This window comes from Ruminiclostridium papyrosolvens DSM 2782, from assembly GCF_029318685.1.
Classification (GTDB): Bacteria; Bacillota; Clostridia; order Acetivibrionales; family DSM-1351; genus Ruminiclostridium; species Ruminiclostridium papyrosolvens.
Genome location: NZ_CP119677.1, coordinates 4,078,164 through 4,094,977 on the forward strand (window position 1 = coordinate 4,078,164; position 16,814 = coordinate 4,094,977).

Below are 16,814 nucleotides of genomic sequence, written 5' to 3' on the forward strand. Positions count from 1 at the left end.
CCATTGCGTTCCAGATAGATGCCATCTAATTTGTACGGCATAATTCCTTAACGAAACTCATAGTTTATTGGAATTTTAGGGAGATATTATGGCACAAGCTTTGTGTATGCCATCTAGTTTAAAGTTTTTTGCAACTATATAAATAATAGCAAACAATGCACTTTATTACAATAAAATAATAGCTAAATGAAGTCGAAAGTTAATTTTTCTACAATAAATCCAGTAATTTCCTTATTAAAATTGTTTCACATAAAGCTGTCCTTGTACCATATAGGTACATACGTCTTTAACCCATTAAAGTAACTATATACTTCATTAGCATTGTTAATCATATATTTTACGTCTTCTTCTCCAAATGGTATAGCCCAAGGTATTGAAGAAATTATATCCGTTATAATATAAAGCGCCATTAGCCTAAAAAACATGTCCGGCACCCGTTGGTCGAAATATCCGTGTATTTGCCCTAATACAAATGGAACACTGACTTTACAAGAAAAAACACATCTATTAAATTCTTCCCACGGGTCTCCAAAATCGCTCCTATTAAAATCAATTACCCCAATGTCATTATCTTTGGTGACAATAAGGTTACCTATATGAAAATCCCCATGCTGATACACTTGTGGTCTATAATTCAAACAAGAAATGTTCTTCTCTAAAAATCGTATAAACTCAGCATCATTGTCAAGTTTAACAGAACAGTCCCGGTAGGCTCTGATTTTTTGTTCAATTTTTCTTTTGTATCTGTCTGCCCATCCTTCCTGATTCCCCGCAGCAGGTATTGTATGTATTTTCTGTAATATCTGCCCTGCTTTTAGGCCCAGGTTATATTGCTCTCTTTCACTAATCTTTGGCAAGGCCGTCTCCGCATCCTCACCCTCTACCCATGTTAAAAGTAAATATACGCTTTTTCCATTAGAACAGACCCCGAAATCCAGGGGCTTTGACATTGTTATTCCCAAGCTTGAAGCCTTATTCATATATTCATTTTCCAGACGTTTGACCTCATATTTTGAGTAATCAGATACTCTGAGAAGAAGCTTTCGTCCGGTATTGTCTTCGATATAGAACTTTTTATCATCTGACCAGCCTTTATTCAATGGCTCAACCTTTGACCAATTTGTATGCATTGGAATATCATTTATTAAGCTATAATCCACAATCTCACCCTCTTAATTTATAAATGTCACAGGCGATTTATATCCAAGTTATGACCAACTGGTTTTATTATACCAGCAATTTGGTACCTGTTCCTGCAAAATTATGGTATAGTTATTTAATAACAAGTGTATTACAGTAGTTGATTTTTAGGAATTGTGAATTGAAAGCAAGATGTAGCAATGAAAATTATTGTTGATTTATACCCGCCAAAGCAGCCAAACAAATCACGTTCAGTGTCTCTCCCTCCGGTATTTCTATCATTATAGCAAACCTCTTTCTTTATTTTTCCATCCTATATCCAATAAATATTTTCTATTACTTTACATTTACCTTTTTCACAATAGGAATGAACAAATCCATTTGGGAACGGTATACCCCCATTGGAGAAACAATATGCCCCATATCATAGCGTTCGTCAGTATCATTTTCATTGTTGGAGACTTCAAATTCTTCACTTTCATCTATCCATTTATGTATCAAGCCATTTATCCTGCTTATTTCTTCACCTTCGTCATACGCTGTGGCAACAGCATATAGACCTCCCGGAAAATCAAACACTTCATAACCATTCGTATCAGTCATATTCTCAGGAATAGTAAAAAGCCATTCAAAATAATTAAGTTTTGAATTATACCACATGAAATCACGTGGAAATAATGATTGCTCCACTACAACACTACTCCACCATTTATCAAACTCTCCTAAATCAGTATTTCCTGAACGTGCCATCTTCACTTTCGGAAGCAGAATAATTCGGATGTCCGGCATTTTCTCAAGTTTTTCTGCAACTTCAAGCAATCTTTCCATTGATGAATCGCCACTTGCTTCTTTACTTTCATTCAATCTTTCTTCTATTACATTCGCTCTTTCATACAATAAGTTTAAATCCATATCTTCCTTAAAGTCACATTTCTCAAGCTGTTTTATGAATGTAGCAACAATTTCTTTTAACTCATGCAAAAGTGTAACTTCGTCATCTATTTCATTAACCTTATTACTTAAAACCTCTAATAGAGCTTCTAAACTATTACATAAAAAAATCTTTTTTATATCCTTAATTGCTATGTTTAATTTTCTCAAAACCAGTATCTGCTCAATCCGCTTTATTGCCTTATCATCGAATAATCTATAGGCGTAGTCCTCGGTACGAATACTCTTGATAAGCCCCGCATCCTCATAGTATCGCAGTGCCCTGGTTGAGATATCATATTTTAATGCCACTTCAGATATTTTGATTAATTCACTCATTTTTAACCCCCACCTGCTGTTTTGAGTTAAGGATACTCCTTTACCTAACGTCAAAGTCAACGATATTGGCAAATAAAACTGTGCATGTCTTTACCTAGTGTAAATTATGCTTATTAAACACATCATATTTGTTAAAATGGCTTCTTATTAAAAAAACCTTTTTCTTTCCAATATTCATATGGATATTTGCCTATACCAACGTATTTCCTTAAAATAAACTTTGATATGTAATACATGAAAATCGTAGAAATATATGGGTATTTTTGAGGGGCATTATAATATCTGTTTGCAGCTCTACGCAGTTTTTTTTCAAACTTCATTTGTTTTGGTTGCGACATTTTATTCCATCTATCAGTGAACATCCTAAAACCAAGTGAGTAAACACGGTTAATGCCCCAATTCTTGAGATATTTTTTAATTGGCTTTATCGCTGCAACAGAACCTGCACCTGTCGTAATGATAAATGCTTTCATTTTAAACAACTCGGCTCTGGGTGCAACATTCATTGTCAAAAAGTCCAGATGGTCCAATAAGTTTTTCATACAAGATGTCATACTGCAAGCACCAAAATGAGGAGTGGTAAATATCAGTGCATCAGAATTAATTATTGTGTTCAAAATTGGAGTTACGTATTTTGAATGAGGACATTTTTCATATGGGTTACCAAGGCAAAGTTGACACCCTGTGCAAAACTCTGGCATGGCTTCAGGAAGAAAAAACTCTGTGTATTGAACATCTCTGTATTTTGTCAACTCATCTAAAAAGATTTTCGTGGCCTTATAGGTATTGCCCTTTCGGGGGCTCCCGTGAAACACTGCAATCTTCATGATAGCTCCTTTGCAACAACGAATTGCGACAAACAGTGCATAAGTAACTCTAGCAATATTTAAGTCGCGTCTATTATTTCAAAGATAACATACTGATTGGTATATATCAATACTTCCATAAAGCACCACACAATTTGTATATAAAAAACCCAATAAACCGCTATTTTCAATGGTTTATTGGGTTTTAGTATGTTAGTCCACTAATTATCGTCTTAAAACCACTACAGTTCATTTATCGTATCAGTTATTGCCATATTCCGAATTCGTTTTGACGGAATGTAAACCGCAGCGACAGCTGCACAGCCGACTATACACCCGGATAAAGCTTAAGTAAATACTTCGGCAGCTATCATTTTTGTTAACTGGTGTTCGTTCATGCCGACTGCAGGTGCTTTTACAATCAACCGTAAACGAGTATAGCTCTTGATGACTAAGATTGGAATTGCAGGTATTCAACCGGGACCCAACCTCAGCAAGCGGAATCAGGCACATAATACATATCCTTGAGACGATTTACCTTACTGAATATGAAACTGTACATGCTGTTTAAAATACAATATCTTCGTTCATATCAGAATATAACAATCAAAGGACCATCAGTCATTAGGACAAAGATATCCCTGAGAAGTATATAAAACAGCTATGTAAATGAAATAAATTCACATAAAAAGGAGGGGTGTCACACACTAAGCTTTTTTAAATCAGTGTCTTGACAACAGGGGGCATTATAAACAGAGCTGCTGCAATTCCAACTAAAAGTTGATTTTGCAGCAGCTCTACAATATAAGAACTGCATTTTCTAAGTGATAAACATGGAATAATTAATGGGATAATTATTTAGAAAATTTTTTATGCAGTTCTGTTATTGTTTTCGGCTAATCCGTTCATCTTGTCATTTGACATCTTGTATTTCCCTGATATTCCAGGCTCAGTCATTGACATAGCATCTAAGATAATATTTAACTGTTCTTCATCCAATAAACCTTCATCAATAATAAGCTTTCTGATTACTTCTCCGGTATTAATAGCTTTTTTGGCAATTTCAGCTGCCTTTGAATATCCTACATAAGGACAAATAGCAGTTATTATTCCCACGCTATTGTCGACTAAAGCTTTGCAGTGCTCTCTGTTTGCAGTAATTCCTACTATACAGTTATCCACTAACGTTTCAACAGCATATGTGGTTGTTTCAATAGACTCAAAAAGCTTATAAAAAATAATAGGTTCAAAAGCATTTAACTCCAATTGCCCAGCTTCCGATGCCATAGTTATAGTCATATCATTTCCAATAGCATTGAAAGCTACCTGGTTTACAACTTCAGGTATTACCGGATTTACCTTTCCCGGCATAATTGAAGAACCGTTCTGCTTCGGAGGGAGGTTTATTTCGCCAAAGCCCGTTCTTGGGCCCGAAGACATGAGTCTTAAATCATTCGCCATTTTAGACAGATTTACGCTGCAGCTTTTTATGATACCTGAAGTAGCTACATATCCATCCAAATTCTGCGTTGCATCAACAAGGTCAAAAGCCTGCATTAAACCAAGTCCTGAGACCTTAGCCAAATTCTGAACTACAAATTGCAAATACTGCTCATCTGCATTCAGCCCGGTTCCTATGGCAGTACCTCCTAAATTTACATATTTCATCTCATCCATTGCTCTTTGCATACGGGATAAATCTCTTTTAATCGCTTCGCTGTATGCCTTGAACTCCTGACCCAGCCGAATAGGAACTGCATCTTGAAGCTGCGTCCTTCCCATTTTAATCACATCATCAAACTCAATCGCCTTTTCTATTAATGCATCATGCAGACGCTTTAGCTGTGCCTCTAATTTTATCAGCAATTTGTATGCTGTCATTTTGCCGCATGTTGGGAATACATCATTAGTAGACTGTCCATAATTTACATGGTCATTAGGATTTACAATAGAATAATCGCCTTTTTTCCCGCCTAAAATCTCAATTGCACGATTAGCAATCACTTCGTTTGCATTCATATTGATAGAAGTACCTGCTCCGCCTTGTATCTGATCTACGATAAATTGATCTCTAAATTTTCCGGAAATTATTTCATCACAAGCCTTAACAATGGCATCAGTAGTTTTTTTACTAATTAAACCCACTTCACAATTTGTAATAGCCGATGCTTTTTTGATTTCAACTATGCTGACAATCATATCCTGATGCATTGTCAATCCTGTAATTTGAAAATTTTCTAATGCACGCAAGGATTGTATGCCGTAATAAGCCTCTTCAGGTACTTGTTTTTCACCGATAGAATCTCTTTCTATTCGGTACTTAATATTATCTGCCACATTAACCCCTCTATTCTTAATATAAATGATTACTTATCCATTTTTCTTAAACTCACTAAGCCGTTGATTCCATTACTTCAATATTTGTGACAGGAAAAGCTTTGTACGTTCATGCTTAGGATTTTCAAAGACTTGTGCGGGAGGTCCCGACTCAACTATATTTCCACCATCAAAGAAAATAACCCTATCAGCAACTTCACGCGCAAACTTCATTTCATGCGTTACGACAAGTAACGTTTTGTCAGATTTGGCTAAAGTTTTCATAACATCAAGAACTTCCTTAATCATTTCGGGATCAAGCGCAGAAGTCGGTTCATCAAAAAGTATAATTTCCGGCTGCATTGCCAATGTTCTGGCTATAGCCACACGCTGCTGCTGGCCTCCGGATAACTGTCCGGGATATTTTTTTGCCTGATCATGGATACCAACACGTTCCAATAACTCCAACGCAATTTTTTCAGCCTTGCTCTTAGGCCATTTCCTAACCCATATCGGTGCAAGAGTTAAATTATCCAAAATTGTCATATGGGGAAAAAGATTAAACTGCTGAAATACCATACCGGTCTCTTTTCTTATTGCTTCTATATCAGAAACATTATCGGACAATTTTATACCGTTAACTGTAATTTCACCATTTTGTATTTCCTCCAAAACATTAATTGTACGAATAAATGTTGATTTTCCTGATCCCGACGGGCCTATGATAACTATTACTTCTCCACGCTTAACATCCAGTGAAACATCACGTAATACATGATGACTCCCAAACCACTTATTAATATTTTTGCATGTTATAATAGGTTCCTCATTACCAGCACTCATAACTGCTTCTTTTTCAGTCGCCATTTGAATCCCCTTTCTACGTTAAACTTTACCGTAACTAGATGATACTTCCATGCGCTTGCTTATTTTAGATATTACTGTACATATAACAAAGAATACTGCAGCAACAAACAAGAACACTTCCATTTGCCTGCCTAAAAATTGAGGATTTGCAACAACCCTTTTAGCAATACCCAGTAAGTCCATCAAACTTACAATAGCTACAAGCGAAGTATCCTTAAATACTTCTATTACACTGCCTACCAAAGCCGGCACCACACTTCTCAATGCTTGAGGCATAATAACGAACGTAATTCTTTGTACATAATTTAAACCAAGTGCCTGAGCGGCCTCATACTGTCCCTGAGGGATTATTTGCATGCCGCCTCGAACCGTTTCGGCAACATACGCAGCATTAAACAAAGTAAATCCAATCATTACTCTCAAAACATTATTTAATTCCAAACCATTGCCAAGAAATAAAGGAAGAAGTAATTGTGCCCCAAACAGCACAGTTATCAATGGAACTCCGCGAATAACTTCAATATATATAATACAGAACCAACGTATTACCACAAGTTTACTACGACGACCCAGTGCCAATAAAACACCAATAGGAAATGAAAGCACGATATCTACCACTGCAATAAGTACTGTCAGCAGGAATCCTCCCCAAAGGTTTGTATTAACATCCTTCATATTTCCCACACCGTTCAGAAGAATTAATATGATCGGAACAGATAGAAGCCAGCCTAAAAAATAATACTTCTTTATAAATTTAAACTTGTGTCCTATCCAAAATCCTGCTAATGTAAGTAAAATTTGAGTAAATGCCCACACTCTTGTTGCAATTGATACAAATGGCAATAAAAGTGTTATTGCAAATATAGCAATTATAGAGAAAGAGACTGCCTTGATAATTCCTCTTTTAATTCCCCATAAAACTCCAAGTAAAAATACTACTACAGATAACGACAGCCAAACCCTCCACACTTCAGAAGCCGTGTATTGTCCAACCATTAAAATTTTCAGGTTTGCAGGAATTACATCCCATTTTGCCGTAACAAATATAAATTTCAAAACAGCTTTTGCAATAAAAATTGTTATTATTGCAAATAAGCAAGTTACTATTCCGCTTATCCAACTTCCAAATAAATTTTTCTTCAACCAATCTATAATTTTCGATTTCTGCTGTAAAAAAGACATTTTAATCTCCATATCCTCTATTTACCTTTCCACCAGCTTGTAATAATTATTAAAGCAATTCATTAAAAATGATATCACCAAGCTGACTATCAAATAGATTGACGCCATCAAAATCATAATTTGTATAGACTGACCTGTTTGATTTATAATGGTATTTCCTATCGAAAATAAATCTGTATACCCAACTGCTATCGCCAACGTACTGTTTTTGAACAAATTTAAAAACTGGCTTGTGACTGAGGGTATTATTACACGGAAGGCTTGAGGAAGAATAACCAGACGCATAGTGGCTCCCTTTTTCATACCGAGTGCCTTTGTAGCCTCTATTTGTCCTTTAGGTACAGCCATTATACCGGCTCTTACTATTTCAGCTATAAAAGCGGAGTGGTAAATAAACAGTCCACATAAGATAGAAGCAAACTCAGAGCTGAGAACATATCCTCCTCTAAATGCCATCTTATTGATTTCAGGAATGCTTATCTGCAGAGGAGGGCTATTTGTTACCACATAAGCGACAATAACAGTAATTAAAACTGCTCCGATGCTCCAAGCCATAGGATGCATGTTTTTTCCGATTTCAACCTGTTTTTTCAGCACCACCTTCCACAATACAATTGCCGCTGCCAGACCAATCATGGCAAAGATCAGCCATATACCTGAGGATTGGTTGGTTGTAAACCATGGAATTGCCGTTCCGCGATTACTGAAAAAAATTATATTTTTAAAGTTTATATTTCTTTCAATTTGAGGAAATGGTAAAAATACTGCAAAGTAAAGAATAAAAATTTGTATTAATAAAGGGGTATTACGTATTACTTCTACATACCCTCCGGTAAGTTTCTTAACCAGCCAATTGTTTGACAATCGTCCTATACCTATAAACAATCCCAGAATTCCTGATATTACAATGCCAACCAATCCCACTTTTAATGTGTTAAACAAGCCTACCAAAAGGGCTCTTCCATAACTATCAGATGGAGTATAATTAATTAATCTGTCATCAATTGAAAAACCTGCCGTTGAATTTAAAAAATCAAATCCCAGCTTAATACCAATCTTTTGGAGACCCTTACTAGCATTTGAAATAAAGAACACAGACAATAGGATGAGTACAATCAAAAATACTGCCTGAAGAATAATTGGAATCACTTTTTTATTATTCCATAATGGAGTCGTAGTCTTTCTATTCATGCAAAGCATCACCTCCGATGCAACCAACTTCCGGTATGGAGAAGGAATTTAAGCTATAAATTTAAGCACTACATACCGGACGCCAGCTGATTCGTTCGTTTTTATTTTTATGTAGCTTATCAGTTAAAAGGCGGTGAATACATCAGACCTCCGTCTGTCCACAATGCATTCAGACCACGATCAAGTTTAAATGCAGAACCCTGTCCGAGAGTTCTTTCATAAATTTCTCCGTAATTTCCGACACCTTTTATCAGCTTTACAACCCAGTCATTGCTAAGTCCTAAATTTTTGCCTAAATCCCCTTCTGCTCCAAGTAAGCTACGAATTGACGGATCATCGGATTTAACCATTTCTTCTACATTAGCCTGTGTTATTCCCAATTCCTCTGCCTGCATCAGTGCATACAACGTCCATCTTGTTACATTAAACCATTGATCATCCCCAGCTTTTATTGCAGGTGTCAACGGTTCTTTTGACAATGTTTCTTCAAGAATAGCATGCTCGTCCTGCTTACTCATGCCTGCAAGTCTTGAAACAAGTCCTGATTTATCTGATGTCCATGCATCAATACTTCCTGCTTCATATGCGGATACAATTGAATCCTGATTTTCAAAAACTACTATATTTGCTTTTGCACCTACAGCAGCTAACTTTGTTGTCACATTCTTTTCCGTAGTTGTACCCTGTTCCACACCTATTCGCATTCCGTCAAGGTCTTTAAAGGTTTTAACGTTCTTGTTTTTCTTAACCATGATACCTTGTCCGTCATAAAAATCAGTTGGTAAGAATCTTATTCCCAGAGTTGTGTCCCTGGTAATGCTCATTGTAGTTGCACGGCTTAAAATATCAATTTCTCCGGTTTGAAGAGCTGTAAATCTGGTTTGTCCTGTAACCGGCTTCATTTCTGCAGCATTTGGATCCCCGAGAATTGCAGCGGCAAATGCCTTCCCGATTTCAATGTCAAAACCGCTGTACTTTCCATCTGTTTCCAGAAATCCAAAGCCAGGAAGAACAGTATCACAACCAATGTAAACCTTACCTCTGGCCTTTACCTTCTGAAGTATTGATTCACTGCCCTGTCCCTTTGTACCCGATTTACCACTTGTATCGCTTTGTTCATTCGAGCTGGAACATCCGGTAACCACCAATACACTTGCCACTAACAGCATTGCCACTTTGCCTAAAGCTTTTGCATTAAATATTTTTCTCATTTTTTCAACTCCTTAAATTTTTAAAAATATTTTACCTTTTGACTTTAGTTATACATTTTTAAAGTATCCACTGCTTATATTTATTTGCTGTGCCTGCTAATAAAGCTGCAAAGCCTTCTCACACCTTCAAGCAATTTAGATTCTTCAGTAGCATAGGATATACGTATCATCCTTGCAGTCGTTTTCCCAAAAGTAGCTCCCGGGGCAACCGATACCTTTTCTTCATTAAGCAAAGCTATTGAAAAGTCATCAGAGTCCATTCCTGTGCTTGAAATATCCACCATCATATAAAATGCACCTTTAGGATAGTAAGCCTTAATCCCTGCCTCACAAAACAAGTCATATACCTTGTCCCTACGGTTCTTATAGCTTAATCTTGCTTTTTCAACAAAGTCCTGCGGTCCCGTTATTGCTTCTTCATACGCTTTTTGTGCTACTGATGTTGCATTACCTACCAGCGTAATCATTATCTGTGACATTGATGCAGTGATATCCTTATTCGCTACAGCATATCCGATTCTCCATCCTGTCATTGCATACTTCTTCGATGCAGCCATAATAGTAATTACTCTGCCGTCAGTATCATATGTTTTCAATGAAACATGCTTTCCGTCAAAAATAATAGAGTCATATACTTCGTCTGAAATAATATACAAGTCATGCTTTTGAGCAAATTCAATTATCTTTTTGACTGTTGCTTCATCATAAACAGCTCCGGTAGGATTTGAAGGAGAATTAACCATAATTGCCTTTGTCTTATCAGTTATCCTGCTCTCAAGTTCACTCCAGTTGGGAGTAAACCCGGCATCCGGTTCAAGCTTATAGCTGACAGGAGTAAAGCCTTGTGCAATCAATATCATTTCATATACAGGCCATGCGGGATCAGGCATAAGAACTTCATCACCATGATCTGCTATAGCCATAAGTGCTGCTGTTATTGCACATACTGCACCGGAAGTTACAATTATCTCGTTTATATCTATAGAAGTGTTATAGTCCTTATTGAAATCTTCCTGAATAGCTTTTCTCAGAGTAATATAACCAGGAACGGGCGTGTATTTTGTAAAGCCTTCAAGCGCCGCTTTAGCTGCCGCCTCACTTATATTTGAGGGTGTAATAAAATCAGGTTCTCCTGTTTCCAAACGAATCGCTTCCGGAATTGCAGAAGCTAAGTTTTGCAGCTTACGTATCCCCGACTCCGGCATGCTGTTTCTTGCGATAGATAATTTTTTCATTTTAATCTCCTTTCTTTAAACACATAATTGTAAAAATATATTTTATGGCAAGTACTATTTTTTATAGCCTATCCTATTCAATTGCTCATTAAGCAGCTCAACCTCATCTTTAGTTATGTCCAATTGAGGAGCTCTCATATATCCTGCATCTATTCCTCTAAGCTTCAGAGCCTCTTTGAAAAACGACATGTTACTTCCGCCTTTTAATGTCTCAACATACCTTACCGCAATTTTTTGAATTCTCGCAGCCTCCTCAATATTTCCGTCCATAAAGGCTTTGTAAATATCGACAAACGGTTCAGGATAAACGCACGATACTCCCGATACTACACCTGAGCATCCCATAGCAAGTGCGACATTTAACAGCCTATCAGCTCCTATAAGTACGGAAAAATTGCCTTCTCTAATCCCGAGATACTGCTGTGTTCTGACAAAATCAGGATAGCTGTATTTTATTCCCACAACATTTTCACATCTTTCCGCTATCCTCTGCGCAACATCTGCCTTAAGATCATTTGCTGAGCACTGCGGAATATTGTAAAGATAAATCGGAAAATCGGCCGGTACGCTTTTGGCAACAGCCACATAATATTCTTCTATTTCTCTGTCATTCACACCGAAAAACGATGGCGTTACAACGCCAATTCCGTCAGCACCGATTTCATTAGCATGCTTCGCAAGCTCAATCGTGTCATTTTGACACATCGCGCCAACATGGATATATACTGTTACTCTTCCATTTGCACTCTTAACAACCGTTTCTGCAACAGCCTTCCTTTCTTCAACCGACAAATGATACATTTCTCCGGTTGTCCCCAAAGGATACAAGCAGTTCACACCTTTTGAAATTAAAAATTCTACGATTCCGCTGACTGCCTTAATATCAACATTTCCATTTCTGTCAAAGGGCGTTACCATTGCCGTTGTAACACCATACAATTTTTTCATCACATGACCTCCATTTTTATATGTACATTACGTTTACATAACCTTCAAAGCAAACAATACGGCTCTTTATCCCGTCTGTTTTTCAGATAGTGCTTTATGCTGTAGAAAATTCAGATGTTCTAAAGAAAAAACAGAAAGTAATACTCATTATTTACACATTACTTATATAATCCAACATTTGTAATAAAAATAGTTGTGTAAACGTTTTCACAAGATGATAATAGCATATACACATAAATTAATCAATAATAATATACAAAAAATATTTAAATTCGACATATTTTTTTATGTATTATGCCTACTTTATAATTCCTTCCATATTAACATGCGAATCTATCAATTAAAAATTATTGAATTTTTATACTTATTATGGTACCGTATACATGTGTAAAATAACTGAACAGGTGATTATTAAATGAAAAACCCAACTATAAAAGACGTTGCTACTAAAGCCAATGTCTCAACAGCTACAGTATCACGCTATTTGAACAACAGCAGCTATGTAAGCAAGGAAGTACAGCAAAAGATAAGCAAGGTTATAGACGAACTGGATTTCGTTCCTAACTGTGTAGCCAGAAGCCTTAAGAGGACAGAAACCAATACCATAGGAATAGTTGTACCCGATCTGTCAAACGTGTCTTTTATGGATACAGTTAAGGCTATCAGTGATGTTGTTACGGCAAGTGATTACCAGCCCATCATATTAAATACCGAAGAAAGCATTGAAAAAGAGGAGAAGATTCTTGATGTTTTAGTCTCTAAGCGAGTTGACGGTATTATAATAGCTTCTGCCGGAAAAAATGAGAAGCTGCTGAAGATCAACAGCACTAAGCTGCCGATTGTATTGTTTGACAGGGATTTTTGCAACTCAGATGATGACATTATTATAGATTCAGTGATTAATGACAACTTCATAGGGTCATATCAGATGATAAACTACCTTATATCTCTTGGTCATAAAAAAATAGCTATATTGTGCAGCGAAAACAATCCAATCCTTAAAAACGACAGATTACGAGGATATATCAAAGCCCTTGAACACAATAACATAGCAATTGATGAAAACTATATATTATATGGAAACTATGCATTCGAATCAGGTTATGAGCTAACCAAAAAGCTCATAATGCAGCCTTTGCAGCCAACAGCTATTTTTTCAGTAAACAATCTGATGGCATTGGGCACAGTTGCAGCCTTGAACGAAATGAATATCAGCATACCCGATAAAATGTCAGTATGTGCTTTTGGAGTGTTTAAATACCATACTATCCTTAAGCCAGATTTAACGGTTGTAAATCAGAAGCCTTCCGAATTAGGGAGGATAGCTGCCGAATTGCTGATCAGCAGAATAAAGAATCCTCATGATTGGAAACCTAAAAAGGTGGTTCTTGAAGCCGATATCATTATGCAGAACTCTTGTGCAAGACCCCGTTAGAAATACAGATTACTGAGATTTTAGTCTTGGCCCGATGTATTAGCAGAGCCTTATATAAAAAGGGATGCCTCATAAGCATATTCCAACTATATCTGTGTTTGACCGCTTAGGTTTTACATTTTATATAGTCGTGAATTGTTTTTTAGCATCCCTGCTTTACTTTTTATACAACACCAACAGTAATCAGAATGTTAGCAAATACTCTCTGTTCTCCGGTGGAAATGGCTATTTTTATATTATCTTTTTTACACACATCATAAAAATCATATCGTTCAAGCTTACTAAGTTTTATCCCATCAGGTAAAAGTTCCTGAAACTCTGCAAATATCTCCGGCTCATCGCCGCTTTCAGGAACCATTACTTCTGCACCCTCTATGGCAATAGTCTTGCCAAGTACTTCAAGAACTTGCGTAGCCAGAGGAATTCCGTGAGTCAATCCCAAATACATCTTTGCGGTATTATTCGCTGTTTTTGATTCAAGAGGGTAATTTCCATCTGCTATGAGTACTTTATCGCCATGTCCGCAAGCAGCAAGAAGACCAATTAAGTCAGGATTTATACACGCTGTTTTTAGCATAATACTTCTCCTTAATTTTTACAAAATTTGTTAACTGATTTTTTTCTCATCGTCTCTCAATTTTCCTAATGCTCCTCCCGGATGCCACTTAATATACTGCTCGGGGGTTACATTCTTTTTACATTGCAATAGTATGCTAAGTCCTTGGAGAATAAATATCTCTGCAAGTATAGAGGCTCTCGGAGCCCTGTTCAAATAATCTCCTTCGCTTGAAACCCCTGCATATAAAAAGACTTCACTATTTTTTGCCAGCCAAGATTCCTTTTTACCTGTTACCGATATAATTTTAGCTCCGTTATTTTTTAAAGTTGTTACAGTCCCTACTAATTCAGCCGTCTCTCCGCTGTTAGATATAGCAATAACCACATCCCCCGGCTTTACCTGACCCGATGAACCGTGTACCGCTTCAGTCCCATGCAATTCATAAGCAGGTGTCCCCGTGGACGATAATAGGGAGGCAATATATCCGGCAACATGAGCCGGTTTTCCAATTCCGGTAATATGAACTCTGTTTCCATTACTCTCTGCGCCTAGTATTAATTCAACAGCTTCAGAGTAAATGTCGAAATTTACATCTTCAATAAGGGCATGCATTTCTTTCATGGAAATGTTCACAAACTCTTTTAGCATAGTTTCTAATGACTGCTCTGAATCATATCGCATATTGTTGTCCATATGTATCTCCTTTTTACTTGTAATTATTCTTCTTCATCAATGCCTGCACTTCTTCCATGGTAGGCAACGAAGTAATTGCCCCCATTTTTGAAACAGTTACGGTCGCGGTGTAATTAGAAAAATCAAGCGCTTTATCAGGTTCCATACCCTTACACACAGCTGCACAGAAAGCACCTGTGAAAGAATCTCCAGCTGCAGTCGGATCTACTACATCAACAATATCTATACAAGGCTTTATAACAAACATATCCTTATTCATGAATGCTACACCGTTACTGCCCAATGTAATAATTACGTTTTTCACGCCTTTTGCCAGCAAAGCATTTGCAGCCTTCTCCACCTTTTCCGTGTCAATACTGCCATCATTCTTAGTTGTCTTTATGCCTGTCAAACCATATGCCTCATGCTCATTCGGTGAAATATAAGTCAGTTTTGAAAGCAAGTCATCGTCTAATTCCTGATATGGAGCAGAATTAAGCATAACAGGAACTCCCTTTGCATATGCAAAGTCTATTACTGTCTTATTAACCTCCAGCGGAATTTCTAATTGCAAGATAACAAGGTCATACTCTGTTATTTTTTCTCTTAAAAATTCCACGTCATCAACAGTCAGTTTCATATTTGCACCAGGTACTACAATTATTCTGTTCTTTGCCTTTTTTCCGCGTGCTACTTCTAAAATGATATTACTGACAGCAGATGAGCAGGTTTCATCTCTCAATATATTATCAGTGTTTATCCCAGCATCCTTAATTGTTTTTAATAATTGATCCCCAAACATGTCTGTTCCAATTTTTCCAACCATGGTAACGTTTACATCAAGTCTAGAAGCCTGTACTGCCTGATTTGCTCCCTTCCCACCTGGTGCAGATGTAAATGACAAACCATCGTTTACTGTTTCTCCTTCATTCGGAACCCTTGAAGTAGTGTAAATTAAATCCATCACAAGACTGCCTACCACTAGTATTCTAGGTGTTTTCATAGCAAATTACCGCCTTTGGTTTAAATTTTTTATATTTAAATTCTTATAACATATCGTAAATTTATATCCGTCAAGCATATATACGCTTTTTTGTAATACATTATCCTACTTAGAATGTATGCGACGGCTTAAACACTTAGATAAACCATTGCCTATTCATCTGTCCCTTATATTGCTAAATTCTTCTTTCTATCATTTTAATATACCGCTTTTCAATTTCTGCCACTTCTGCAATAAAGCTCTCCGTAAACTTGATGGACGCACCGCTTACGCTCATTGCTGCAACAACCTTGTGCTGAGCATTAAAAATAGGCAATGCCACACATTTAACACCAAATTCATGTTCCATATTATCAATTGCATAGCCTCTCATTTTTGTAGTCCGAAGCTCTTCTCTCAGTCTGTCTTTATCTATAATCGTTTGCTCGGTATATCGTACAAAATCACGCTCTAAATACTTTGAAATATATTCCTCAGGCATATTGGAAAGAATAGCCTTACCAATTCCCGTACAATACATATTTGCTCTTTCACCAAACAAAGAACGCATTAAATGTGTCGCCTGGGCCGGATAGGTAGCTTCCAGATACAGTACCTGATTATCATGCGGAACTGCCAAATACACATTCTCATTTGTAATATTTGATATTTCCTGCATATAGGGTTGTGCAATTTTTGTTATAATAAAAGTATTGCCTAATGCCCTGCTTAAATCAAAAATACCTATCCCCAAACTGTATTTCTTAGTTTCTTCATCCTGCTCCACATAACCCATCTGCTGAAACGTTTCCAATATGTTGTGAACATTACTTTTATACAAGCCTAATGTCTCACTGATTTCACTAACTCCAAGCATAGGTTTTTTAACAAAGCAGTTTAAAACATTAATTGCTTTTTGAAGACTTTTTATTTTTACTTCCACATTATCATGCATAATACTCATCACCTTTTGTTCTCTATTGTGGAACATCGTTCTAATT

The 16,814-nt window shown here is 36.7% G+C and carries 15 protein-coding genes; 1 reads left to right on the forward strand and 14 read right to left on the reverse strand.

The window, feature by feature from the left end:
- Window positions 1–245: 245 nt before the first annotated feature.
- From P0092_RS18030 to P0092_RS18080, 10 genes are all read right to left on the reverse strand, one after another.
- Window positions 246–1,160, reverse strand: a complete 915-nt coding sequence (locus tag P0092_RS18030; RefSeq protein ID WP_004622235.1) for a phosphotransferase family protein — start codon at window positions 1,158–1,160, stop codon at window positions 246–248.
- A gap of 316 nt (window positions 1,161–1,476) precedes the next feature.
- On the reverse strand, window positions 1,477–2,409 hold the full coding sequence (locus tag P0092_RS18035) for a MerR family transcriptional regulator (protein WP_004622233.1): 933 nt from the start codon (window positions 2,407–2,409) through the stop codon (window positions 1,477–1,479).
- Between the two features lie 131 nt (window positions 2,410–2,540).
- The gene (locus P0092_RS18040; protein WP_276186985.1) at window positions 2,541–3,236 is read right to left on the reverse strand and encodes a flavodoxin family protein; all 696 of its coding nucleotides are present in this window, start codon (window positions 3,234–3,236) and stop codon (window positions 2,541–2,543) included.
- An 849-nt stretch (window positions 3,237–4,085) separates the two neighbouring features.
- The gene (locus P0092_RS18050) at window positions 4,086–5,552 is read right to left on the reverse strand and encodes an aspartate ammonia-lyase (protein WP_004622229.1); all 1,467 of its coding nucleotides are present in this window, start codon (window positions 5,550–5,552) and stop codon (window positions 4,086–4,088) included.
- Window positions 5,553–5,624: 72 nt separating this feature from the next.
- A complete protein-coding gene (locus P0092_RS18055; RefSeq protein WP_004622228.1) occupies window positions 5,625–6,398 on the reverse strand; it encodes an amino acid ABC transporter ATP-binding protein in 774 nt (257 codons plus the stop codon).
- An 18-nt stretch (window positions 6,399–6,416) separates the two neighbouring features.
- A complete protein-coding gene (locus P0092_RS18060) occupies window positions 6,417–7,592 on the reverse strand; it encodes an amino acid ABC transporter permease (RefSeq protein WP_117407420.1) in 1,176 nt (391 codons plus the stop codon).
- A 9-nt stretch (window positions 7,593–7,601) separates the two neighbouring features.
- The gene (locus P0092_RS18065) at window positions 7,602–8,771 is read right to left on the reverse strand and encodes an amino acid ABC transporter permease (RefSeq protein ID WP_004622223.1); all 1,170 of its coding nucleotides are present in this window, start codon (window positions 8,769–8,771) and stop codon (window positions 7,602–7,604) included.
- 119 nt (window positions 8,772–8,890) lie between these two features.
- Window positions 8,891–9,982: an amino acid ABC transporter substrate-binding protein gene (locus P0092_RS18070; protein ID WP_004622221.1), complete on the reverse strand. Its 1,092-nt coding sequence runs from the start codon at window positions 9,980–9,982 to the stop codon at window positions 8,891–8,893.
- An 80-nt stretch (window positions 9,983–10,062) separates the two neighbouring features.
- Window positions 10,063–11,217 (reverse strand): pyridoxal phosphate-dependent aminotransferase, encoded by a 1,155-nt coding sequence (locus P0092_RS18075; protein ID WP_004622218.1) that lies wholly within the window; start codon window positions 11,215–11,217, stop codon window positions 10,063–10,065.
- A 54-nt stretch (window positions 11,218–11,271) separates the two neighbouring features.
- Window positions 11,272–12,165, reverse strand: a complete 894-nt coding sequence (locus tag P0092_RS18080; protein WP_004622216.1) for a dihydrodipicolinate synthase family protein — start codon at window positions 12,163–12,165, stop codon at window positions 11,272–11,274.
- A 415-nt stretch (window positions 12,166–12,580) separates the two neighbouring features.
- Here P0092_RS18080 and P0092_RS18085 point away from each other — a divergent pair, with 415 nt between their 5' ends.
- Window positions 12,581–13,600 (forward strand): LacI family DNA-binding transcriptional regulator, encoded by a 1,020-nt coding sequence (locus P0092_RS18085; RefSeq protein ID WP_004622214.1) that lies wholly within the window; start codon window positions 12,581–12,583, stop codon window positions 13,598–13,600.
- 163 nt (window positions 13,601–13,763) lie between these two features.
- On the opposite strand, the gene P0092_RS18090 is transcribed toward P0092_RS18085, so the two are convergent.
- From P0092_RS18090 to P0092_RS18105, 4 genes are all read right to left on the reverse strand, one after another.
- On the reverse strand, window positions 13,764–14,177 hold the full coding sequence (locus P0092_RS18090) for an RbsD/FucU family protein (protein ID WP_004622212.1): 414 nt from the start codon (window positions 14,175–14,177) through the stop codon (window positions 13,764–13,766).
- Between the two features lie 30 nt (window positions 14,178–14,207).
- Window positions 14,208–14,771: a KpsF/GutQ family sugar-phosphate isomerase gene (locus tag P0092_RS18095; protein ID WP_422784828.1), complete on the reverse strand. Its 564-nt coding sequence runs from the start codon at window positions 14,769–14,771 to the stop codon at window positions 14,208–14,210.
- A 94-nt stretch (window positions 14,772–14,865) separates the two neighbouring features.
- Window positions 14,866–15,834 (reverse strand): ribokinase, encoded by a 969-nt coding sequence (locus P0092_RS18100; protein ID WP_004622209.1) that lies wholly within the window; start codon window positions 15,832–15,834, stop codon window positions 14,866–14,868.
- Between the two features lie 175 nt (window positions 15,835–16,009).
- Window positions 16,010–16,768, reverse strand: a complete 759-nt coding sequence (locus tag P0092_RS18105; RefSeq protein WP_040759433.1) for an IclR family transcriptional regulator — start codon at window positions 16,766–16,768, stop codon at window positions 16,010–16,012.
- Window positions 16,769–16,814: the final 46 nt, after the last annotated feature.

What these genes read in the sequence shown, in the direction of transcription:
- P0092_RS18035 (WP_004622233.1), bottom strand. Translation starts at nt 2,409, where the DNA reads ATGAGTGAATTAATCAAAATATCTGAAGTGGCATTAAAATATGATATC.
- P0092_RS18040 (WP_276186985.1), bottom strand. Translation starts at nt 3,236, where the DNA reads ATGAAGATTGCAGTGTTTCACGGGAGCCCCCGAAAGGGCAATACCTAT.
- P0092_RS18055 (WP_004622228.1), bottom strand. Translation starts at nt 6,398, where the DNA reads ATGGCGACTGAAAAAGAAGCAGTTATGAGTGCTGGTAATGAGGAACCT.
- P0092_RS18060 (WP_117407420.1), bottom strand. Translation starts at nt 7,592, where the DNA reads ATGGAGATTAAAATGTCTTTTTTACAGCAGAAATCGAAAATTATAGAT.
- P0092_RS18065 (WP_004622223.1), bottom strand. Translation starts at nt 8,771, where the DNA reads ATGAATAGAAAGACTACGACTCCATTATGGAATAATAAAAAAGTGATT.
- P0092_RS18070 (WP_004622221.1), bottom strand. Translation starts at nt 9,982, where the DNA reads ATGAGAAAAATATTTAATGCAAAAGCTTTAGGCAAAGTGGCAATGCTG.
- P0092_RS18075 (WP_004622218.1), bottom strand. Translation starts at nt 11,217, where the DNA reads ATGAAAAAATTATCTATCGCAAGAAACAGCATGCCGGAGTCGGGGATA.
- P0092_RS18080 (WP_004622216.1), bottom strand. Translation starts at nt 12,165, where the DNA reads ATGAAAAAATTGTATGGTGTTACAACGGCAATGGTAACGCCCTTTGAC.
- P0092_RS18085 (WP_004622214.1), top strand. Translation starts at nt 12,581, where the DNA reads ATGAAAAACCCAACTATAAAAGACGTTGCTACTAAAGCCAATGTCTCA.
- P0092_RS18090 (WP_004622212.1), bottom strand. Translation starts at nt 14,177, where the DNA reads ATGCTAAAAACAGCGTGTATAAATCCTGACTTAATTGGTCTTCTTGCT.
- P0092_RS18095 (WP_422784828.1), bottom strand. Translation starts at nt 14,771, where the DNA reads ATGCATGCCCTTATTGAAGATGTAAATTTCGACATTTACTCTGAAGCT.
- P0092_RS18100 (WP_004622209.1), bottom strand. Translation starts at nt 15,834, where the DNA reads ATGAAAACACCTAGAATACTAGTGGTAGGCAGTCTTGTGATGGATTTA.
- P0092_RS18105 (WP_040759433.1), bottom strand. Translation starts at nt 16,768, where the DNA reads ATGCATGATAATGTGGAAGTAAAAATAAAAAGTCTTCAAAAAGCAATT.